We start from the raw sequence: 20977 nt of genomic DNA on the forward strand, positions 1-20977 counted from the left end.
CGCGGTGTTAGATTCATTATTCATAGAAATTTAAATCCAACAAGCTTATTGGTGGATGGTTAATTTGGTCACCTTAAGTGTGAGGGGGAAAACGAAATGAAAGCATATCAGCGTGAATTTATTGAATTCGCATTAGAAAAAGAAGTCCTTAAATTTGGCGAGTTTACATTGAAATCTGGACGTATCAGTCCATATTTTTTTAATGCTGGCTTGTTTAATACCGGAAGAGATCTCGCTCGACTAGGTCGATTCTATGCTGCGGCACTTATCGATTCTGGTATTTCATATGATGTTCTCTTTGGTCCTGCATATAAAGGCATTCCTATAGCGACAACGACGGCGGTTGCTTTAGCTGATCACCATGACGTGGATGCACCTTATTGCTTTAATCGCAAAGAAGCGAAAGATCATGGTGAAGGTGGCAACCTTGTCGGTAGCGCGCTACAAGGTCGTATCATGCTTGTGGACGACGTTATTACTGCTGGTACCGCTATCCGCGAGTCAATGGAGATAATCCAAGCCAATGGCGCAGACTTAGCCGGTGTGCTTGTTGCTATTGATAGACAAGAGAAAGGAAAAGGCGAGCTTTCTGCGATTCAAGAAGTAGAACGCGATTTCCAGTGTCAAATTGTCTCTATTGTTAGCCTTACGGATCTTATCTCTTATCTCGAAGAGAAAGGTGGTAGCGTTGAACAATTAGAGAAAGTGAAAGCTTATCGAGCTGAGTTTGGGGTTTAAAAAGAAACCTTGAATCAGGACCACTTCGCTTCTTAAAGCGAAGTGGTCATATTATTTGTATCTTATTCCACGCGGAATGGATTCGTCTTCCATTGTTTTGAAACGCTTATGTAACCACATCCACTGTTCTGGAGCCTTCAAAATAATATTTTCGATATGTCTATTCATAAATGCGGCCGCCGCTTTTTCATCGCGTTGTGGGTAATCGAGATGGAACGATGGGTCAACTTGAATATCATATTTTAGGTTTGGATTTCTAAACCCTGAAACGGTGACAATGGCGCAATGACTTGTGTAGGCCAAAATACTGGTACCTGTTGTGGTACAGGCATCCTCAACGGCAAAAAATGGAACAAACACGGATTTTTTTCGGCCGTAGTCATGATCTGGTAGGTAAAGGATACGATCTCCGCTTTTGAGTGCGCGAATCATCCCTTTAACATCTTTTCTGTCTATTAAGCGGTTGCCATTGTGGGCTCGACCTCGATACTGAATGAAATTATAAACAGGGTTATTATGTGGACGGTAAACGCCAAAACCACCAATGCCCAAGACGGCAAGTGCTCGGCCGGTTATCTCTAAATTAAGTGCGTGAGCGCAACAAAAGAGTATGCCTTTTTTTTCATTTTCGAATTTCCTTATCTCAGAAAAATCTCCGGCGTTTAACAACCTTTTAAAGCGCCAAGTCGGCCAAAACCAAGTAATCGCGGTTTCTATTAACGCAAGTCCGGTATTTTTAAAATTCTCTTCTACAAAATCTTGGTTCTCTTGAGCGGTTCTTTCTGGAAAGGCGAGCTCTAGATTACGTCTAGCAACCTTTACTCTACTCTTGCCTATTTTCATACTCACTTGACCAAGCTTTCTACCAACAAGGTAGAGCAATTTATAAGGCAATATGTTGACGAAAAGTGCTAGAAAACCAAAGCCCAACCAAACCAACCAGTATTTGGGGTGGAGAAGAGATAAGGTAAACTTAGGTTTAATGCTTCTACTCATTATGGTCTCGCTTTGGGGCGTTATACGTATTATTGAATTTGAGCGCTGAGTAGAGCCCAATATTCTTCAAAATTTTCAGTTGGTTGGTATTTAAAATCAGAACGAACAAATCGATTGAGACTGCCTTCTACTTGGCCGAGAAGTTGTGCCGCCAAAATAGATTCATCAACAGGAAAAGATTTGCCCTCACGTAACTGACGTTCTCGTAATATTTGTCTGAGCTGCATTTCGATTCTTTCAAAGAGTTGATTAATTCGACCGCGTAATCGCTCGTTTTCAAACATCAACGCGTGGCCAGACATAATCCTTGTTAGCCCTGGGTTTTTCTCTGCAAAAGCGAGTATCAGTTGAAGAACCAGTCGGATCCGCTGCAACGTGTCTTTTTCTTCATCGAGTATGCGGTTGATTCGGGACATAAGTGAGTCTTCAATAAACTCTATTAAGCCTTCAAACATACGAGCCTTGCTAGGAAAGTGGCGATAAAGTGCAGCTTCAGAGACACCAACTTGTTTGGCTAATTTGGCAGTAGTGATTCTAGATGCGCCATCAGTCGTCTCTAGCATATGAGCTAAGGCCTGAAGGATTTCTTCACGGCGATTAGATTTTCTGGTTCCGGTCATGGTTCCGATTCCTTTACGTATCTCTACTAGCGTATTGAGTATTTATTCTCTTTTACAACAAATAGAGCGACTACAAACTGACGATTCTGTAATGCCATTTTTTGAAATGCTTTTACAGCAGTAGTCTTAAGTTGAATAGACTTGTTGAAGCACCATCATCAATGAAGTTGGTGCTTACTATAGGTTCTTTGCTGATTATTGCTTACTTGTGTGTCCAAATCTACCCCTGACTTGCATAGGACTATCAATTTCAGACACAAGATTAAGTTTTGTTTACTCTATTTCATAAGCGCATTTATTTTTTGCATTATTTGTAAGGCAAGAGCCTCTTTAGAGTCAAATGGCAGGGATTGTTCGCCTTGTTGCCCTTCCTCTTGATGCCAGTAGAGCGTTAGCGCATTATCATTTGAATTAAACCCTTGCCCTTCAACTGATACATCGTTGGCGCAGATAAGATCTAGGTTTTTCTTCGTTAATTTGCCTCTGGCGTACTTTTCGACATCTTCAGTTTCAGCCGCAAAGCCAACGGTAAAAGGTCTGTTTTTTTCGAGCTTCGCCACACTGGCAACGATATCCGGATTCTTAATCATGGTGAGAGAAATTTCGTCAGAATCCTCTTTCTTTTTGATTTTTTGATCGGATACGGATCCTGGGCGATAATCAGCGACGGCAGCGCAGGCAATAAATATATTGTTATCGCTCACATTGCCCATCACTTCTGCGTGCATATCCTTTGCACTTTCCACATCAATTCTACGTACATTTTTAGGTGTGTTGAGTACCACAGGCCCACTGATTAGGGTTACGTTAGCACCTAGCTTCGAAGCGGCCTGAGCAAGAGCGTATCCCATTTTTCCAGAGCTATGATTAGAAATGAATCTAACAGGGTCTATCGCTTCACGGGTAGGACCAGCAGTGATCAGTACAGATTTTCCGTCGAGAATTTTATCCATCTTAATGGTTGACTGGAAAAAACTTTCGCATCTTTCGACCAACTGCATCGGTTCTAACATTCTGCCATATCCAACATCACCGCACGCTTGTTCACCCGCTGCTGGGCCCCAAATGTGAAAGCCCCGTTTTGTTAATGTGGCGATATTTTCTTGAGTGGCGATATTTGTATACATCTGTTGATTCATCGCTGGAGCGACGGCCACTGGGGCATTTGTCGCCAATATGACGGTTGAAAGTAGGTCATTTCCCATGCCGGCAGTTATTCGAGCGATAAGGTCGGCCGTAGCCGGAGCCAACAATACAATGTCGGCCCACTTCCCCAACTCAATGTGCCCCATAGAGGCCTCTGCCGCAGGATCTAATAGGCTGTCTGAAACTGGATTGCCAGATACGGCTTGCATGGTTAAAGGCGTAATAAACTCTTTAGCAGCTTTGGTCATTACGACGTGTACCTGCGCGCCTCTTTCAGTTAAGCGTCTGGTTAGCTCAGCACATTTGTATGCGGCAATACCACCACTGATACCTAAAAGGATTTTTTTCCCGGTTAAAGATTGCATGTTGATTCTCCATTTTATGAGCAAACCATATCACAAAATTATGAAAAATTACCTGTATAGAGATGAAACAGAAAGTTGGTGTAAATTTAGGCGGCAACGTTTTAATTTTTCATCATCACGACTATTTTAAGTATTAGCTTCACCCGTATAAGCCGCATAGTCATCGCTAAACTTTTTAATCTTGCTTCTTATTTGTTACATATCCTTTTTTATGAAGGATATGTAATGACTATCAAAAAGCTCCCACTTGAATCTCAACCACGAGAAAAACTTCTGTTGCGTGGGGCACAGGCTTTATCGGACGCTGAACTGTTGGCGATATTTTTAAGAACAGGCATAAAAGGGATGAATGTTGTTGTTCTTTCTGATTTTCTTATCTCTGAATTTGGTTCGCTTAGAAAGCTATTCAGTTGTAGCAAAGAAGAGTTTTGTCGGCATAAAGGGTTAGGTGAAGCGAAATATACCCAACTGCAAGCGGTATTAGAGATGACCAACAGGTATCTTGCCGAAACAATCAGCAAAGGTGACATACTTTCTGCGCCGAATAATACAAGGATGTACCTCTCTAGCCGCTTAAGACACAGGGATAGGGAAGCTTTTTTGATCCTTTATTTAGATAGCCAGCACCACGTTATTATGGATGAAATTTTGTTTGAAGGCACCATCAATGCGGCGAGTGTTTACCCTAGGGAGGTAGTTAAGAGAGCGCTTTATCACAATGCCGCTTCTATTATTGTCGCTCATAACCACCCGTCAGGTATTGCTGAACCCAGTACTTCAGATAAAAGAATTACGGATCGTATTGTTGATGCGCTTGCCTTAGTTGACATCAGATTGTTGGATCATTTTATTGTTGGTGATGGAGACGTGATGTCTTTCGCAGAGAGAGGTTTATTGTAGCTTATACAGGCCGATCTGTTGGCGATGACATGCGCCGTTGTATCGGCCTCTCTTTTTTCATCCTCGTCTCTATTCCTGCATTCATTCGTCATTTCCGTGTGGGTGGTCAGCGACCTTGTCGCATTAGGTTCCCTCCTTCGAGGGAATGACGATGAGGCCGAGGGAACGACGACAGGGTCGAGAGAGTGACGGGTTTTGTCGGGATGACGAGTTTCGATAACGTTAACCCGACAGCATTGGTATCATATAACGTGTTATTAGATACCAGACTTAATTGCTTCAATTATCTCTGTCGTCGAACAACCAATTTCAAAATTAAGTACGCGAACCTCACCACCGGCGGCAATAACCTCTGTTCCTCCTGCGATCTCTTCTGGTTTGTAATCGCCACCTTTAACAAGCAATGACGGCAATACTTCAGAAATCAGGCGTTGTGGGGTCTCTTCGTTAAATGGAACAACCCAATCAACGGCGCCTAAACCAGCCAGTACCGCCATGCGACGGTTGGTTGGATTGACTGGTCGACCGGGCCCTTTCAGTCCTCTTACTGACTCGTCCGTATTGACCGCAACAATGAGTCGTTCACCCAATTTTGCCGCTTGATTCAGGTAAGAAACGTGGCCAGCATGAAGAATATCAAAACAACCATTGGTCATGACCACCGTTTCGCCTTTTGATTTTGCTTTCTTCACGGCTTCAACGAGAGCCTCTTCACCAATGACGCCAAAATCGGAGTCTTGGCTACCATGAATGGCTTCTGCAAGTTCAATTTCAGATACTGTTGAAGTACCTAGTTTACCGACGACAATACCAGCTGCTGCATTGGCTAGCGCACAGGCTTGATCCAATGGTTTTCCTGCCGCGACGGAAGCGGCCAATACCGAAATAACCGTGTCGCCAGCGCCTGTTACGTCATACACTTCCTGAGCCTGAGTGGGAAGATTAAATGCAGCCATGCCTTTACGTAATAACGTCATGCCATGTTCGCCACGAGTCACGAGTAGAGCCTCTAAATCAAATTCTTCAATTAGTCCTAGCCCTTTTTCTATGAGCTCTTCTTCTGATTCGATTTTGCCGACTTTCAATTCAAACTCAGCCATATTAGGCGTTAAGAGAGTGGCACCACGATAGCGTTCAAAATCGACATCTTTAGGATCAATAAACACCGGTACGTTAGCAGCTCGCGCTTTTTGAATCATCAATTGAGCATGTTCTAGAGCGCCTTTCGCATAATCTGACAAAATGACGGCATTTATTGTAGGAAGTACGGCGTCCATGCGAGATAAGATTAATTCAGGATCGACATGTTTAAATTTTTCTTCAAAATCTAATCGAATCAACTGTTGCCCACGACTAATGACGCGCAGTTTGGTAATGGTTGGGTATTCGGGTAATTTTACAAAATCGCAGTCAATCTTTAAGCCATTTAACGTGTCGTGTAAAACTCTTGCAGGCTCATCATCACCTGTTAAACCGATGATATGGACATGACCGCGTAAAGAAGCAATATTCATTGCCACGTTCGCAGCGCCACCGGGCCGTTCTTCATTATTCTCTACTTTGACAACGGGTACTGGCGCTTCTGGTGAAATACGTCCAGTTGGACCGTTCCAATAACGATCAAGCATTACATCACCAATAACTAAAACATTCGATTGGCTATATTCAGGCAAAATAGGTTTCATACACGTTTCCAAATATTAATACTGGGATGGAGTTTAGCATAAGCCTAAACCGCGCTAAACTTTTGAGCGCTAATACTTATCTTTATACTCGTCTCTTCGTTTTTCACTTACCTGTGCCCGATTCATTGTCATCGAGAACTCAGATTGTTAATGGTTTTTTGAATCAGTTAGCGTCAGTCGCAGTGACGATATTTAGCTTATTTCTCTAAAATCAAAAAAACACTTATCTTTTTCAAATTTTCTGCTATGATTCGCGCACTATTTTTTGAACACAAATCAGCTCTGCTCAAAAAAAGATCACGAAATCCTGCAAAAGGATCTATTCAGGTCTTGAGCAATGTACGTCAAGTTAGTATAATGCGCGACCTTTGATAGCCTTGTATGGATTTCCATAGCGGTTTTTAACCTCAATTCTTTACTTATATAGTAGATGTAGAGAGGTTCGGCCACCAAGGTTGATATCGAGCTGAAACGATTTTGGAGAGACTTAAATGTCCCGAGTATGCCAAGTAACTGGTAAGCGTCCAGTAGCGGGTAATAACCGTTCACACGCACGAAATGCTACTAAGCGTCGTTTTCTGCCGAACCTACAAACTCATCGTTTCTGGGTAGAGAGCGAAAAACGCTTTGTTAAACTACGTCTAACTGCTAAAGGTATGCGTATTATTGATAAGAAAGGCATTGATGCTGTTCTTGTTGATGTACGAGCTTCTGGCGAAAAAGTTTAAGAGGAATTGAACGATGGCTAAAGGCATTCGTGAGAAAATTAAGCTAGTTTCTTCAGCTGGTACAGGACACTTCTATACCACTGATAAGAACAAACGTAACATGCCGGGCAAATTTGAGATCAAGAAATTTGATCCAGTTGTTCGTAAGCACGTTATGTACAAAGAAGCAAAAATCAAGTAATTGATTGACAGTTTCAATAAAAACCCAGCTCTTATAGCTGGGTTTTTTGTTTTCTGGTGTAAAGAAATAGAAAACGTAAATAAAGCCACCGTCATTCCCGTGAAAACGGGAATCTTCTACATGTTACCCATGTGCCCGGTCAGATCTGTTACCTATGTGGGCGATCAGTGCCTAACTAACGTCATCCCCATGAAAATGGGGATCTAATACCCCCAAGATTCCCGTTTTCACGGGAATGACGAAGTAGTTAGCACTAACCGAACCGTATACACCTGCGTGGGGATTTTTGTCTCTTGATCCATCGCTAGCAGTTTAGTTCATAAATTGATAAATTATCGCTAAGTTCTCATCGTCGTGTTGTTAGGTATTATTCTATGAAAAAATTCACCCGTCGTGGCTGGAACAATGTTCTTATTTTCGCTGTTATTGCTTTTATGCTGATATTGAATCTACCAACAATCATTAAGAACAACTTCATGGAACCAGCGCAGAGCATTTATCCCTACGTGATGGATCCTCAATCGGATATTAGAGAGATGCACTTTGCTACTCTGTCCATTCAAAGACATAATCTTGAATGGGTTGCCAATAAAGAGCTCTCCATTTCACCTCTAGAGCTCGTGCAGAGATGGCATTTTCTTGCTGGTACAGAAGTGGATGAAGTGACTTTTGCACAGTTAAAAGAGCAGCTACCAAAAGCGAACACGTTAGAAATTTGGTATTTAGACAAGGAAGAGCCTCAAAGAGTGACCTACTATCAAACCCCTCAATTCTGGCTTATGAAAAGTTGGGAACAGAAATGGATTGCGGTTTCTGTAGAAGAGGACTACCTTTTCCCTTATCTATAAATTATCTAGCCGATAACCTATACCCCATGCCTGAACTCCCAGAAGTAGAAGTTAGTCGAATGGGTATTACACCTCATTTGTCTGGTAAAACCATAAAACACATCACCATTCGTCAACCGAAACTTCGTTGGATGATTCCAGAAGAACTGAGCCAGCTTACTGGACAGGTCATTTTAGGAATTCAACGCAGAGCAAAATACCTTCTGTTAAAAACCGAAAAAGGCAGCATTATTGTTCATTTGGGGATGTCTGGATCTTTGCGCATATTGAATGAAGGGCATGAAGCAGGTAAGCACGATCATGTCGATCTACTGCTAACCGACGGAACATTACTCCGCTATAACGACCCGAGAAGGTTTGGTGCTTGGCTCTGGCAAGATAAAGAACAAGAGCATGAATTATTCAAGCACCTTGGTCCCGAACCTTTAGAAGAGCTCTTCAATGCCGATTATATATTCGAAAAAGCTCGAGGAAAGCGTGTTTGCATGAAGCAGTTTATTATGGATAACAAAGTGGTGGTTGGTGTTGGTAATATCTACGCAAATGAATCGTTATTTTTAGCCAACATTCATCCTCAAACTGCCGCCGGTAAATTAAAGTTGAATGAATGGAAAGCGTTAGTGGAAGTCATTAAGCAAGTACTTGCTACCGCGATTAAGCAAGGTGGTACAACACTTAAAGACTTTAATCAGGCGGATGGTAAACCTGGCTATTTTGCGCAGGAACTACGTGTCTATGGTAAGGCGGGTCAACCTTGTCCTATCTGCGGTGAAGATATCCAACAACTGAAAATAGGACAAAGAAATAGCTATTTTTGTGCAGACTGCCAACCAGAAAAATAGTTATTTAGAAAAAGAATAGTTGTACCAATGTCATTGAATAACTGGGTAGATTAAATGTGTTCGATGGAGCAAACATCAAAGGCTATGGATGACCTTTGCTAAGCGAACAAGGATGTCTTGTGCGGTCTGCGGAATCGAATTCATTTTGATTACATAATTAATGTAAATGGTATTATTTAGCTAAAAGAATAATTTAAGAAGAATGCTCTGCTTTTTCTTTTAGTTTAATGGCAACGGCAACGGGGACAAATTGATCTATATCTCCGCCATGAATAGCCACTTCTCTTACGATGGTGGAGGAGAGGAATGCAAACTCTTCCGCGGGGGTAAGAAAGATACTTTCTAGATCCGGCAATAGCTTACGATACATATTGGTTAAGCCAAATTCGTACTCGAAATCAACCGTCGTTCTTAATCCTCGAATGAGTAGGTTCGCTTTTTTTTGTTTGGCGAAATCAACAAGAAGGCCAGAAAACCCTTCAACAGAGACATTATGGAGTTCTTTAACCGATTCTTGCAACATGGAGACCCGCTCTTCAAGCGAGAACATGGTTTTTTTACTCGGGCTATAGGCCACGGCAACAGTGACTAGATCAAACATCTTTGCCGCACGAATGATGATATCCATGTGTCCATTAGTGACAGGATCAAACGTACCGGGATATAGAACGTGATTATTCATGGCTGCCTTCCTTAAGTTTGATGAGTACCTTGTTTAGGCTCTGTTTCACCATATCTAGACTAATATCTTGCATCAGGTTATCTCCTTTTGCCCTTACGCCCCAACGTAAACTTTCGATAGGTTTTCCCTGTTGCTCTTCGACATGCTTTTGATAAACACTAGCAATGTATTCTAAGCTATTATAGGGGCCAGTTCGTAATGGGTTGCTATGGGCGTATAACCCAATGACAGGTGTTCCCTGAGTGGTCGCTAAATGTGCAGGGCCAGTGTCAGGAGCAAGAACGATATCGGCCTGTTTAAGTATGGACGTTAATTGCATTAAATTGGTTTTGCCGATTAGGTTTTTTACAGGGCATTGGCATAAAGCCTCTATGTCTTCACCAAGTTTCACTTCTCTCGGTGCAGGCGAACCGCACAATACAATCTGTAATCCTTGCTCATTTGCGTATTCAGCCAGTTGAGCATATCTCTCTGTTAACCAGTTTCGTTCGTCTTTGCTTGCTGCCGGTGAAATAACCAGTGTCGGCATGTTTGTTAAGTGAGATTGTGCAAATTCGATATCTTCTTGGCTAAGTGGAATCGTCCAAGTAGGGGTGTCAAATGGTACACCTATATATCTAGCAAACTCTGCAAAATTATCTAATACGTGGAAACATTCTGTCTTGGGTAGGTGTTTATTCGTGAAAAACCGCTGGCCCTCTCGGGTTCTATTTTTACCAAAACCGATTTTATATTTTGCCTTTATACCGAAAGAAAGTGCGCTTGACCTTATCGCCGCCTGCATATGCAATAATGCGTCAAAGCGTTGACCGGAAAGCTGACGCCAAACTTTTTTCATGCCAGCAAAGCCTTCTTTTTTATCAAATACCACAACATTGATATTGGATAGATGGCCAATTAACTGAGCTTCTATTTTCCCTGTTATCCAAGTGATCTTGGATTCAGGCCAGTAGGCTTGAATCGCTTGAACAACAGAGATAGCATGACAAACGTCGCCAATAGCAGAAAGTCTTAATATACAAAGAGATTTTGGGGCAGAAGAAAAAAGAGCCATAAGCACTTTACCAGTAAAAGAGTTAAGTCGAATTATGCAGTTGCCATGGTTAAATGTAAACTATCGTAGTGCTTGGGCTTTGATCGCTTCGCTTCTCGAAGCTTGAAAGTTAATGGCCGAATACCATGCTATAAAGATTCAATATTTTCAAATAAGAGGTCGTCGTGCAAGTTTACAAAAATAAGAATGAAACCATCTGGTACGACTCTGATCTGCTGTCGGTCCCTGCTGAAATGTGTACGAATGCACCTTACTGGTATTTGCAAAACAGAGTGGTAGGCTCTGCTCAAGGGCGGGGAACCACTTGGTTTGTACAACTGGATGACATTCAAGGTGCACTCAGACATTATCGTCGAGGAGGGTTATTTGGAAAGATAGTGAAAGATCAGTACCTATTCAAAGCGTGGGAACAGACAAGAAGTTATCAGGAATTTACGTTACTAACAAAGCTTCGTGCCGCGGGGGTGAATGTTCCAAGACCCATTGCGGCGGGAGCAATAAAAATAGGTTTTCTCTATCGAGCGGATTTATTAAGTGAAAAAGTACCAAACGCTTGTGATCTTGTTGATATCTTACAAGAAAAACCATTGAGTAAGCTCGTTTACCAAAGTATTGGACGAGAGATCCGAAAGATGCATGACGCCAGTGTGAACCATACGGACCTGAATATTCATAACATCTTGCTCGATAACGAGCAAAAGGTATGGATTATCGATTTTGATAAATGCTATTCGCAAACCGGTGAAGAGTGGAAAGCAGCTAATCTAGAAAGACTAAAGCGTTCATTTTTGAAAGAACAAGGTAAGCGGAATATTCATTGGAATGAGGATGAATGGGAAGCGTTGGTTGAAGGGTATGAGGCTGTGCCCGAAGGGCGTTCCGCATAAGCAGGCGAAGGTGACTTTTTCTGCTCTTTATTCCCCTCTGCTCGTCATTCCCGTGGAAACGTAATGCTGTTCGGTTAGTGCTAAATACTTCGTCATTCCCGTGAAAACGGGAATCTTGATGGAATTAGATCCCCACTTTCGTGAGGATGACAGAGAGAGAGGATAAGGTAAGAAGTGAGTACTCTGTGGATTCTATATCAAAAGCTCAGGTATTTAAGCGTATTGCTCAGTGCGCCACGATTACGCTCAACAACATCAAGAGCCGCTTGTCCCATCGATATTGACTTCTCTTTATCTGAAAAAAGCTGATGAAGTTGTTCTGCAATTTCATCGGGTGTTTCGCAGATAACCACAGCATGGTTTTCTATTAGCTGTTTAGTAATCTCTGCAAAATTAAAATAACTTGGGCCATTAATGAGCGGTTTAGCTAACGCCGCAGGTTCAAGTAAGTTATGCCCTCCAACCTTCTCTCCAATTAAGCTACCAGCCATAAAGCAGACATCGGCTGACCCTAGCAATACCAGCATTTCTCCCATGGTATCGCCAATATAGACTTGAGTTTCTGCGTGTACAGCGACGTTGTTGGTTCGAGTTACTGTCTTTAACCCTTGTTGCAGTGCCAGTTCGGTTACTGACGCAAATCTCTCTGGGTGCCTTGGAACCAGTAGCATCAGGGCATCAGGTTGTGTTTTTAATAGTGTCTTATGTGCTTGCAGCAATAACTCGTCCTCTCCAGAATGCGTGCTGGCTGCAATCCAAATAGGTCGCGTTTCATTGAGCTCGATTCTTAATGCCTGACTCTCTTTGACCGTCTTTTCTGGAACCGTGATGTCGAATTTGATGGAGCCAGTCACATTAATCGTTTCTTTCGGGAAACCAAGGCGTATGAATCGCTCTGCATCACTCTCGTGCTGACAAAGAATTTGAGAAATATTGCTCGCCAATAGGGTGAACACCGCTTGGAATTTTGCATAACGTTGGCAAGATTTTTCTGATAGGCGGGCATTTAGTACTGTGATAGGGATATTTGCTTTTGCTACGGTATGCAAAGTGTTTGGCCACAATTCCGTTTCTACAATGAGCATCTGTTTTGGTTTCACTGCACGTAGAAAACCTCTTACACACCAAGAGAAGTCAATAGGCATGTACCTATGTTCAACTAGGTCACCTAACTTTTCGGCCTGTTCAGCGCCAGTGCTTGTCGTGGTAGTAAGGACAATAGACTGAGCTGGGTTTTGCTTTTTAATCGCTTTAATTACGGGTGTTATAGCAATAGTTTCCCCTACCGATACCGCGTGAATCCAGATCGGCGCGACGGCATTGGTTTTGCGCGTTATTCCCCAATGCTCTTTCCACCGAACACCAAAGGACGGTTTACCCGGCTTTTTCTTATATAAACTGATAAGAAGAAAAGGGCAGGCAAGGAAAAGAACGAATGTATAGAGTAGACGGATAAGCATAATAATCTAACGTTGATTGCTGTAATATAGGATAAATAGAGTCTAGACTCATCGTTTATTCACGCTATATTAAGTTAGAATAAACGTGTAAACCAGCTAATTCATGAGGCTTTTAGTGACAACGCAGAACCGCCGCTATTTAATGTATATTGCTCAAAATTATTCATACTCTATTTGTAGGCCTTTGCAGTCTGAGATTCTTGCTCAAGGTGGGGAAGTCAGATGGTTTCTAGAAGGAGCAGAGGTAAACCCTAAGTACCTCTTAGAGTCAGAAACGCTTTTGGAATCAATTGATGATGTGAGGCAGTGGAATCCTGATGTTGTGTTTGTGCCTGGAAATGTCGTGCCGCGATTCATACCAGGACTTAAAGTCGATATATTTCATGGGTTTAATTCTGGGAAGTTGAATCGTCGTGGCAGAGAAGACCATTTCGAGATTCGTAACTGCTTTGATTTGTATTGTACGCAAGGACCTCAGACAACTGGGCCTTTTAAAGTACTTGAGCAACAACATAAGCATTTCATGGTCAAGGAAACGGGATGGACGATGCTAGACCCCCTTTTTTCTTCACCTGAAAGTAATCCATATATAAATAAATTGGATGAAAGGCCGACGGTTTTGATGTGTTCAACTTTTTCTCGCAATCTAACGTGTGCTCCGCATCTTTATGAGAAAATAAAAGAGATGTCGCAAAGCGGAAAGTGGCGATGGTTGATACAATTCCATCCGAAAATGTCTGAAGATATAGTGAGTAAATATAAAGCGTTACAGAATGATAATTTGATATTTATAGAGACAGACAATGTACTTCCTCTGCTACAGGCAGCTGATGTAATGCTTTGTGATACCTCTTCAGTTTTGTTAATGTTTTTATTACAAAGAAAGCCGGTGGTTACTTTTCGAAATCAATCACCTATGCCGCATTTGTTAGATATAAGTGATGCGGAACTCGTAGAAAGATCACTAGAAGACGCGTTATCTAGACCGAAAGCGTTGTTGGGCGAAATAGAGAAATATTGCCAGTTTATTCATCCCTATAGCGATGGACATTCTAGTCGACGAGTGTTGGACGCTGCGAATTCACTTTTGGATGATGGATCATTAAGACGTAAAGCCAAGCCTTTCAATATAGTGAGAGCGTTTAAGATGCGTAAAAAGCTGGGTTATTGGAAGCTTTAAGTTTATATAAGTTAGGATAATTTAATGAAAAAGCACACTTTATCGGTCATCGTTATTACAAAAAATGAAGAGGACCGAATTGAAGCCTGTTTAAAGTCTGTGGTTGGTATTGCTGACGAGCTTATCGTTTTAGATAGTGGTTCAACGGACAACACAGTTGAGCTTTGTAAAAAGTATACCGATCATGTCGAGGTCACTGACTGGCCCGGTTTTGGCAGACAAAAGCAACGTGCACTTGAAAAGGCGACGTGTGATTGGGTGTTATCGATTGATGCGGATGAAGCGCTAGATGAGACGATGGCGCACGCTTTACAATCCTTACTTGAGCAAGAAAGCATTAAGCATAGCGCCTATAAACTGCCCTGGGGAGTCACCTTGTATGGCAAGACACTTCGTTACGGAAGAAGTGCCCGTTCAGTATTAAGATTATTCAAACGTGACGGTGCGAGATATACTTTGGATGAAGTGCATGAAACGGTCATTCCAGTGGCAGGAAGTACTGGTGTGCTGAAAGGGTTTTTACTGCACTATACCCATCGGGATTTTGGCCACGGTTTGGATAAAGCCGCGAATTATGCATGGCTCGGCTCGCAAAAGTATCAACGAAAAGGAAGAAAGTCGCACGGTTTAGTTATTGCGCTATTAAGAGCTATTTGGACGTTTTTCTTAATCTACGTGTTGAGAAGAGGGTTCTTAGACGGTGGTGTAGGGTTTATAGTGGCAATGACGTATGCGCAGGTTAACTTTAATAAGTATGCTGGTTTATGGGTATTGGAAAATGAGTCTCGAGTTAAAAAATAATAAGAGAATAAAATGAAAGTATTAGTGTGTGCTTCTTATCTACATGCATGGAATAGTTTGCGACCAGAATCGGCCATTTTTATGGAAATGGTCCGTCAAGGTCACCAAGTGACTATTATGACTCAAGGTGAGTCTGAGCATGTGAGTAAGCTTGAAGAGAGTGGCATTAAAGTCATCGATGCTTATCCTAAACGTAAGATCTGTTTACAAACGATAAAAAAAATCAGAACAGAGCTTAAAGCGGGTAATTATGATGTCTGTTATGCGTTTAATTCTAAAACCATCCCTAATGCTGCGTTTGCTTGTATCGGGATAGACGTCAAGCTTGTTGTTTATCGCGGCACTACTGGTGGTCTTTATCGACATGACCCAAGTGCGTATCTCACGCAATTGCATCCACGAGTTGACGGTATCGTTTGTGTGTCCGACGCTGTAAGACAGGATGTGGTAAAGCGAGTATGGAAGAATAGAGATAATGTGGTGACAATCTATAAAGGTCACGAACTCGATTGGTATAAAGTCCCCGCAACGGATAGAGGCTCTTTGGGATTAAAAGAGACCGATGTTGTCGCGATAACGGCTGCGCATGTACGACCGAGTAAAGGTATTTCAATTCTTTTGCAGGCGAGCAAATATATAACAGCGCCTAATTTTCATCTAATCTTAGCGGGCAGCGGTTTTGAACCTCATTTTCAAGAAATGAAAGACAGCCCGATGAGTGACAGAATACATTACATTGGTCACCGAACCGATATACCTTCTTTGATGTGTATGGCTGATTTTCAGATACAGCCATCGGTAAGTGGAGAAGGCTTGCCAAGAACGATTATTGAAGCGATGGCTAATGGTACTACTTCTGTGGTTACGACAACGGGTGGTGGACCAGAGCTAGTTGTTGATGGAAGTACAGGTTATATCGTGCCAACCGCTGATGCCAAATTGCTTGGTGAAGCGATGAATATATTGGCCCAAGATAAGAATAAATGCCTGGAAATGGGAGAAGCGGCAAAGCAACGGTTGCAGAGTAACTTTACTTCTCAGGTAACGGTTAAGAAGCATTTGGATTTCTTCGAAATATTGTTGAACGAAAATAGCTAAATGCTTGACTAAATAACAACGTGAGCTTCATAGGTAACGTTATGTCATCGTCGCAATTACGCTAAGCGGCATGCTAATATTAGATTACTTTGTGAAGATCGAATTGAAAAATTGATAAGAGTTAAATTACCTATGCTAAACAATAAAACAGTACTCATCACAGGCGGAACCGGATCCTTTGGTAAACAGTTCATTAAAACCATACTGGAACGATATCAAGATGTTAAAAAAATCATTATTTATTCTCGTGATGAATTAAAGCAGTTTGAGTTGAAGCAAAAATACCCTCATAAAGATTATCCTCAACTTCGTTTCTTTATCGGTGATGTGCGTGACCGTTTACGTATAATCCAAGCCTGTGAAGGTGTTGATGTTATTATCCATGCTGCTGCTATTAAGCAAGTAGATACCGCTGAATACAACCCAACGGAATGTATACGTACCAATATTGATGGTGCAGAGAATGTAATTCAAGCGGCGCTTCATTGCGGTGTAAAAGATGTGGTTGCGTTGTCTACTGATAAAGCGTGTGCACCGATCAATCTATATGGCGCAACAAAGCTTGCTTCTGATAAATTATTTACAGCCGCAAATAATATCCGTGGTTCGAAAGACATCAAGTTCAGTGTGGTTCGTTACGGTAACGTAATGGGTTCACGAGGTTCTGTCATTCCATTTTTTATGGACAGAAAAAAAGAAGGTTTGTTACCTATCACGCATGAAGATATGACCCGTTTCAATATATCTCTTCAAGATGGTGTAAACATGGTGATGTATGCGATTCAGCATCATATTGGAGGTGAAATCTTCATTCCCAAGATCCCGTCTTACAAAATATTAGATATAGCCGAAGCGATTGCACCTGAATGCAAAACGAAGGTGGTGGGTATTCGTCCTGGTGAGAAGCTTCATGAAGAGATGATTACAGATACAGATTCTCTCAATACCATTGATCTTGGTAAGTATTATGTGATTTTACCGTCGGTTTCGCTTCACTATTCTGAAGACGAATATATGGACCATCATAAGGCCGAAAAAGTACCGTTTGGGTTTAAGTACAATTCTGGAACCAACACCGAATGGGAAACCATTCAAGGTTTACGTGACCTAATAGTAGAACATGTTGACCCTAATTTTTCAGTGTGAGGAAAGGCTGTGATTCCATACGGTAGACAAGATATTACTCAACAGGATATCGATGCGGTTGTTGAAGTACTGAAATCGGATTTTTTAACGCAAGGACCAAAGGTTCCTGCGTTTGAAAAATCGCTGACGAATGTGACAGGTGCAAACTATGCGCTAGCGGTAAACAGTGCGACATCGGCTCTGCATATCGCGTGTTTGGCTCTCGAGCTTGGCGAAGGAGATATTCTTTGGACTTCTCCAACCACCTTTGTCGCCTCTGCAAATTGCGGACTTTATTGTGGTGCTACGGTCGATTTTGTGGATATCGATCCGGATACCTACAATATGTGTCCGAAAAAATTAGAGCAAAAGCTTATTGAAGCAAAAAAAGCGAAGTGTTTGCCTAAAGTCGTTGTCCCGGTACATTTGTGCGGGCAGTCTTGTGACATGGAGGCGATACATGCATTGTCTATAGAGTTTGGCTTTAAAATAATAGAAGATGCCTCGCATGCGATAGGTGGACGGTATAAAGAAAGTGTCGTAGGAAGTTGTGATTTTTCGGATATTACTGTATTTAGTTTTCATCCGGTAAAAATTGTAACGACCGCGGAAGGTGGTGCTGCGCTCACCAATGATAAAACCCTCGCTGAAAAGATGAATCTGTTTAGAAGCCATGGTGTGACACGGGATCCTGAACTAATGGAAGGTGAGTCTCATGGTGGTTGGTACTATGAGCAGGTAGAACTTGGCTATAATTATAGAATGACGGAGTTACAAGCGGCTTTAGGTGTTTCTCAAATGGAACGTTTAAGTGTTTTTGTTCGTGAGAGACACAAGCTCGCGGACAAGTACTATCAGCTTTTATCTGGTTTACCCATCGTGCTTCCAATCCAATTAGAAGGTACCTATTCGGGGTTGCATCTGTATGTTATTCGCCTAAAACTTGATGAGATATCTAAAACCCATCTGCAGGTATTTAACGAACTGCGAGAAAAAGGCATTGGTGTCAATCTTCACTATATCCCGGTACATACTCAACCGTACTATCAGAAAATGGGCTTTAAATGGGGCGATTTTCCTGAATCAGAGCGCTACTATCAAGAAGCGATTTCTTTGCCTATGTTCCATTTGATGTCAGAAAAACAGCAAAGTGACGTGGTTACTGCCATTAAAGGGACCCTAAAATGAAAGTTGTAGTTGGGTTGCAAGCAAGAACAAATTCTAGTCGCCTTCCGGGAAAAGTGTTGTTACCGATTGGGGGGATGCCTTTATCGGTACTGGCTGCGAAAAGAGCGGTTAATAACAAACAATTTGATCTTAAAGTTCTTACCTCTGAAGAAGCAACGGATGATCACTTATGCCATACGTTAGAGTCTCACAACGTCCCTTATTTTCGAGGGAGTTTAAATAATGTATTAGATCGATTTGTTAAAGCGTTTGCAGATTATGACGATGAAACCATCGTGGTTCGCTTAACCGCCGATAATGTTGTTCCAGACGCAGAACTCATTACTGAAGTCATTCAAGAGCTTATAGGTTCGTCATTACATTATCTCTGTGCAAACGGAGAAGCCTCTGGTCTTCCTTATGGTATGTCTGTAGAGGTTACTTATCTATCTTGTCTACGTGAAGCGAATGCGTCGACGTCAGAGGGTTTTGACCAAGAGCATGTGACACCTTACGTACGCCGTAAATATGGTGACCGCTATTTAACCACCTATGCTGATAAGCAGTTAGGCCACCTGCGTTGTACGGTAGACAGCTTTGATGACTATATACACATGTCTACATTATTCGACTCAATTGAAAATCCTTTGGATGTGTCTTGTTGGGAACTGGTCGATAGGTTGAAAGCGGATTTTAAGGGAGCAGGCAAGGCTGAAAAGCTTGTATTGGGGAGTGTTCAATTAGGTCTTAACTATGGTATCAATAATGATGCTGGCCAACCGAATATAGAACAGGCTCATGACATGTTGTCTAGCGCGATTAATTTAGGTGTTTCCTATATCGATACCGCTCGCGCTTACGGTGAAAGTGAAGCTGTAATCGGTAAGTGGTTAACACAAGGTTGGCAGGGTCGACAGACCGTCATCACGAAATTAGATCCGCTTGCATCGATAAATGAAAATACCAGTGAAGTACTAGCGCAAAGCTTGGTCGAAAATTCTGTCTTACGTTCTTGTAAAAATCTAAAATTAGATAAGCTGGATGTATTGATGTTACACAGAACATCTCATATTACGGCATTTAATGGTGTGATTTTTGAAAAACTTAAAGCACTCAAATCTGAAGGTTATATTGAAAAATTAGGTGCGTCTGTACAATCGGCAAAGGAGTTGGAGCTCGCGCTTTCTAACGCTGATATTTCAATCATCCAATTGCCATTTAACATACTCGACTATCGTTGGAATGACTTAATCCCTCTGATTCTTCAAGAGAAGAAAAAACGTGACCTTATTATTCATGTAAGAAGTGTTTTTCTACAAGGGCTGCTGTTAACGGATAAAAAAGAGCTTTGGGCAAAGGCATGTGATAATCAAACACAAATACCCGATTGGCTAAAAAGACACGTTGAAGAAACCAACTCTAACAATGTACATCAACTCTGTATTCGCTACGTTTTGTCTCAAACTTGGATTGATGGGTTAGTGTTAGGGAGTGACAATGTTGAGCAAGTTATTGAGAATGCCAACATGATGGCGCTTCCGGCATTAAGTGTTACGCAACTTGCTTCTATCGATACCTCTCGACCTGAAAGTATAAATGACAAGCTTCTGAACCCAGCGTTGTGGACATAATGAACGAGAATAATATGTTTGATTTAAAAGAAATAACCGTATTAGTCACGGGGGCCACTGGATACCTTGGTAAAGAAATGTGTATCGGCTTAGCTTCATCAGGAGCGAATGTACTTGTGAACTCTAGGAACGAAGAGAATGCGAATAGAACGATCTCGGAACTAGCCGAATTAGGATATAGAGCAGAAGCGGCGGTCTTTGATGTAACCGATACTAATTCTATCAATCAGTTTTTTGCTCAATATAAAGGCACTCTGGCCGTCATTATAAACAATGCGTATGCAGGCAAGGGGGGCACAATTGAATGCAGTGAAAGCAGCGATTTTACCAATGCTTATAAAATAACGGTAGAGTCAGCCAACAATCTATTTCAGGCGGCATTGCCACTGTTAAGAGCGTCTGTAAAACGTGTTGGATACGCATCTGTTGTTAATATTTCTTCAATGTATGGCTGTGTTGCCCCAGATTTAGGTATTTACAATACCGCCGAAGGTACTAACCCACCGTTTTATGGTGCTGCGAAAGCCGCTTTGATTCAGTGGAGTAAATATGGTGCCTGTGAGTTTGGAAAGGAAAATATTCGCTTTAACAGTATATCACCTGGGCCTTTTCCAAATATAGCGAACAACGCTGAACCATTTTTGAATGTTCTGGCAAACAAAGTGCCTATGAAAAGAGTCGGGAGTCCAGAAGAGATCCAAGGGCCGGTTGTTTTCTTGGCAAGTAAGGCGAGCTCTTACGTTAACGGTTGCAACTTGGCTGTTGATGGTGGTTGGACTGCTTGGTAATAATAAGCCTTTATTTATGCTAACCCTAAACCATCTTCCTAGAAGGTGATGATCT

21 protein-coding genes are annotated in these 20977 nt (G+C 41.9%); 14 read left to right on the forward strand and 7 right to left on the reverse strand.

What is annotated here, in order from left to right; genetic code table 11:
* Window positions 1-96: 96 nt before the first annotated feature.
* The gene (pyrE, locus tag IUZ65_RS00780; RefSeq protein WP_195704883.1) at window positions 97-738 is read left to right on the forward strand and encodes an orotate phosphoribosyltransferase; all 642 of its coding nucleotides are present in this window, start codon (window positions 97-99) and stop codon (window positions 736-738) included.
* Between the two features lie 51 nt (window positions 739-789).
* Here pyrE and lpxL read toward each other — a convergent pair whose 3' ends face one another.
* The 3 genes from lpxL to coaBC all read right to left on the reverse strand — a co-directional run bounded on the left by lpxL (window position 790) and on the right by coaBC (window position 3865).
* The gene (lpxL, locus tag IUZ65_RS00785; protein ID WP_195704884.1) at window positions 790-1734 is read right to left on the reverse strand and encodes an LpxL/LpxP family Kdo(2)-lipid IV(A) lauroyl/palmitoleoyl acyltransferase; all 945 of its coding nucleotides are present in this window, start codon (window positions 1732-1734) and stop codon (window positions 790-792) included.
* 29 nt (window positions 1735-1763) lie between these two features.
* The gene (gene slmA, locus IUZ65_RS00790; RefSeq protein WP_195704885.1) at window positions 1764-2354 is read right to left on the reverse strand and encodes a nucleoid occlusion factor SlmA; all 591 of its coding nucleotides are present in this window, start codon (window positions 2352-2354) and stop codon (window positions 1764-1766) included.
* Between the two features lie 278 nt (window positions 2355-2632).
* A complete protein-coding gene (gene coaBC / locus IUZ65_RS00795) occupies window positions 2633-3865 on the reverse strand; it encodes a bifunctional phosphopantothenoylcysteine decarboxylase/phosphopantothenate--cysteine ligase CoaBC (protein WP_195704886.1) in 1233 nt (410 codons plus the stop codon).
* A gap of 225 nt (window positions 3866-4090) precedes the next feature.
* Here coaBC and radC point away from each other — a divergent pair, with 225 nt between their 5' ends.
* The gene (radC, locus tag IUZ65_RS00800; protein ID WP_195704887.1) at window positions 4091-4765 is read left to right on the forward strand and encodes a RadC family protein; all 675 of its coding nucleotides are present in this window, start codon (window positions 4091-4093) and stop codon (window positions 4763-4765) included.
* A 257-nt stretch (window positions 4766-5022) separates the two neighbouring features.
* On the opposite strand, the gene hldE is transcribed toward radC, so the two are convergent.
* Window positions 5023-6450: a bifunctional D-glycero-beta-D-manno-heptose-7-phosphate kinase/D-glycero-beta-D-manno-heptose 1-phosphate adenylyltransferase HldE gene (hldE, locus tag IUZ65_RS00805; RefSeq protein WP_195704888.1), complete on the reverse strand. Its 1428-nt coding sequence runs from the start codon at window positions 6448-6450 to the stop codon at window positions 5023-5025.
* A gap of 491 nt (window positions 6451-6941) precedes the next feature.
* On the opposite strand from hldE, the gene rpmB reads away from it, so the two are divergent.
* The 4 genes from rpmB (at window position 6942) to mutM (ending at window position 9049) form a co-directional block, all read left to right on the forward strand.
* On the forward strand, window positions 6942-7178 hold the full coding sequence (gene rpmB / locus IUZ65_RS00810; RefSeq protein WP_195704889.1) for a 50S ribosomal protein L28: 237 nt from the start codon (window positions 6942-6944) through the stop codon (window positions 7176-7178).
* Between the two features lie 13 nt (window positions 7179-7191).
* The gene (gene rpmG, locus IUZ65_RS00815) at window positions 7192-7359 is read left to right on the forward strand and encodes a 50S ribosomal protein L33 (protein ID WP_084884015.1); all 168 of its coding nucleotides are present in this window, start codon (window positions 7192-7194) and stop codon (window positions 7357-7359) included.
* Window positions 7360-7733: 374 nt separating this feature from the next.
* Window positions 7734-8207 carry a hypothetical protein gene (locus IUZ65_RS00820; protein WP_195704890.1) on the forward strand — a complete coding sequence of 158 codons (474 nt, stop codon included), beginning with the start codon at window positions 7734-7736 and terminating at the stop codon, window positions 8205-8207.
* Window positions 8208-8233: 26 nt separating this feature from the next.
* Complete coding sequence (gene mutM / locus IUZ65_RS00825; protein WP_195705158.1) at window positions 8234-9049, forward strand: bifunctional DNA-formamidopyrimidine glycosylase/DNA-(apurinic or apyrimidinic site) lyase; 816 nt, start codon at window positions 8234-8236, stop codon at window positions 9047-9049.
* Between the two features lie 193 nt (window positions 9050-9242).
* On the opposite strand, the gene coaD is transcribed toward mutM, so the two are convergent.
* Window positions 9243-9731: a pantetheine-phosphate adenylyltransferase gene (gene coaD / locus IUZ65_RS00830; RefSeq protein ID WP_195704891.1), complete on the reverse strand. Its 489-nt coding sequence runs from the start codon at window positions 9729-9731 to the stop codon at window positions 9243-9245.
* Window positions 9724-10785, reverse strand: coding sequence for a glycosyltransferase family 9 protein (locus tag IUZ65_RS00835; protein ID WP_195704892.1), 1062 nt, complete (start codon window positions 10783-10785; stop codon window positions 9724-9726). The genes coaD and IUZ65_RS00835 overlap by 8 nt, the downstream gene beginning before the upstream one ends.
* A 164-nt stretch (window positions 10786-10949) precedes the next feature.
* On the opposite strand from IUZ65_RS00835, the gene IUZ65_RS00840 reads away from it, so the two are divergent.
* Window positions 10950-11672, forward strand: coding sequence for a 3-deoxy-D-manno-octulosonic acid kinase (locus IUZ65_RS00840; protein ID WP_195704893.1), 723 nt, complete (start codon window positions 10950-10952; stop codon window positions 11670-11672).
* A 197-nt stretch (window positions 11673-11869) separates the two neighbouring features.
* Here IUZ65_RS00840 and waaA read toward each other — a convergent pair whose 3' ends face one another.
* Entirely contained in the window at window positions 11870-13132 is a 1263-nt protein-coding gene (gene waaA, locus IUZ65_RS00845; RefSeq protein ID WP_195704894.1) for a lipid IV(A) 3-deoxy-D-manno-octulosonic acid transferase, read from the reverse strand.
* Window positions 13133-13247: 115 nt separating this feature from the next.
* Between waaA and IUZ65_RS00850 the strand changes: the two genes are divergently transcribed.
* The 7 genes from IUZ65_RS00850 to IUZ65_RS00880 all read left to right on the forward strand — a co-directional run bounded on the left by IUZ65_RS00850 (window position 13248) and on the right by IUZ65_RS00880 (window position 20922).
* Window positions 13248-14312, forward strand: a complete 1065-nt coding sequence (locus IUZ65_RS00850; protein WP_231363596.1) for a UDP-N-acetylglucosamine 2-epimerase — start codon at window positions 13248-13250, stop codon at window positions 14310-14312.
* 24 nt (window positions 14313-14336) lie between these two features.
* The gene (locus tag IUZ65_RS00855) at window positions 14337-15113 is read left to right on the forward strand and encodes a glycosyltransferase family 2 protein (protein WP_195704895.1); all 777 of its coding nucleotides are present in this window, start codon (window positions 14337-14339) and stop codon (window positions 15111-15113) included.
* 12 nt (window positions 15114-15125) lie between these two features.
* On the forward strand, window positions 15126-16211 hold the full coding sequence (locus IUZ65_RS00860) for a glycosyltransferase family 4 protein (RefSeq protein WP_195704896.1): 1086 nt from the start codon (window positions 15126-15128) through the stop codon (window positions 16209-16211).
* 132 nt (window positions 16212-16343) lie between these two features.
* Window positions 16344-17357 carry a UDP-N-acetylglucosamine 4,6-dehydratase (inverting) gene (gene pseB / locus IUZ65_RS00865; protein ID WP_195704897.1) on the forward strand — a complete coding sequence of 338 codons (1014 nt, stop codon included), beginning with the start codon at window positions 16344-16346 and terminating at the stop codon, window positions 17355-17357.
* 9 nt (window positions 17358-17366) lie between these two features.
* Window positions 17367-18524 carry a UDP-4-amino-4,6-dideoxy-N-acetyl-beta-L-altrosamine transaminase gene (pseC, locus tag IUZ65_RS00870; protein ID WP_195704898.1) on the forward strand — a complete coding sequence of 386 codons (1158 nt, stop codon included), beginning with the start codon at window positions 17367-17369 and terminating at the stop codon, window positions 18522-18524.
* Window positions 18521-20134 carry an aldo/keto reductase gene (locus IUZ65_RS00875; RefSeq protein ID WP_195704899.1) on the forward strand — a complete coding sequence of 538 codons (1614 nt, stop codon included), beginning with the start codon at window positions 18521-18523 and terminating at the stop codon, window positions 20132-20134. The genes pseC and IUZ65_RS00875 overlap by 4 nt, the downstream gene beginning before the upstream one ends.
* A 14-nt stretch (window positions 20135-20148) precedes the next feature.
* On the forward strand, window positions 20149-20922 hold the full coding sequence (locus IUZ65_RS00880) for an SDR family NAD(P)-dependent oxidoreductase (RefSeq protein WP_229638083.1): 774 nt from the start codon (window positions 20149-20151) through the stop codon (window positions 20920-20922).
* Window positions 20923-20977 lie beyond the last annotated feature (55 nt).

The organism is Vibrio sp. VB16, assembly GCF_015594925.2.
Taxonomy (GTDB): Bacteria; Pseudomonadota; Gammaproteobacteria; order Enterobacterales; family Vibrionaceae; genus Vibrio.

Coding starts and splice junctions, on each gene's coding strand:
- pyrE (WP_195704883.1), top strand. CDS start 97: ATGAAAGCATATCAGCGTGAATTTATTGAATTCGCATTAGAAAAAGAA.
- lpxL (WP_195704884.1), bottom strand. CDS start 1,734: ATGAGTAGAAGCATTAAACCTAAGTTTACCTTATCTCTTCTCCACCCC.
- slmA (WP_195704885.1), bottom strand. CDS start 2,354: ATGACCGGAACCAGAAAATCTAATCGCCGTGAAGAAATCCTTCAGGCC.
- coaBC (WP_195704886.1), bottom strand. CDS start 3,865: ATGCAATCTTTAACCGGGAAAAAAATCCTTTTAGGTATCAGTGGTGGT.
- radC (WP_195704887.1), top strand. CDS start 4,091: ATGACTATCAAAAAGCTCCCACTTGAATCTCAACCACGAGAAAAACTT.
- hldE (WP_195704888.1), bottom strand. CDS start 6,450: ATGAAACCTATTTTGCCTGAATATAGCCAATCGAATGTTTTAGTTATT.
- rpmB (WP_195704889.1), top strand. CDS start 6,942: ATGTCCCGAGTATGCCAAGTAACTGGTAAGCGTCCAGTAGCGGGTAAT.
- rpmG (WP_084884015.1), top strand. CDS start 7,192: ATGGCTAAAGGCATTCGTGAGAAAATTAAGCTAGTTTCTTCAGCTGGT.
- IUZ65_RS00820 (WP_195704890.1), top strand. CDS start 7,734: ATGAAAAAATTCACCCGTCGTGGCTGGAACAATGTTCTTATTTTCGCT.
- mutM (WP_195705158.1), top strand. CDS start 8,234: ATGCCTGAACTCCCAGAAGTAGAAGTTAGTCGAATGGGTATTACACCT.
- coaD (WP_195704891.1), bottom strand. CDS start 9,731: ATGAATAATCACGTTCTATATCCCGGTACGTTTGATCCTGTCACTAAT.
- IUZ65_RS00835 (WP_195704892.1), bottom strand. CDS start 10,785: ATGGCTCTTTTTTCTTCTGCCCCAAAATCTCTTTGTATATTAAGACTT.
- waaA (WP_195704894.1), bottom strand. CDS start 13,132: ATGCTTATCCGTCTACTCTATACATTCGTTCTTTTCCTTGCCTGCCCT.
- IUZ65_RS00855 (WP_195704895.1), top strand. CDS start 14,337: ATGAAAAAGCACACTTTATCGGTCATCGTTATTACAAAAAATGAAGAG.
- IUZ65_RS00860 (WP_195704896.1), top strand. CDS start 15,126: ATGAAAGTATTAGTGTGTGCTTCTTATCTACATGCATGGAATAGTTTG.
- pseB (WP_195704897.1), top strand. CDS start 16,344: ATGCTAAACAATAAAACAGTACTCATCACAGGCGGAACCGGATCCTTT.
- IUZ65_RS00875 (WP_195704899.1), top strand. CDS start 18,521: ATGAAAGTTGTAGTTGGGTTGCAAGCAAGAACAAATTCTAGTCGCCTT.
- IUZ65_RS00880 (WP_229638083.1), top strand. CDS start 20,149: ATGTTTGATTTAAAAGAAATAACCGTATTAGTCACGGGGGCCACTGGA.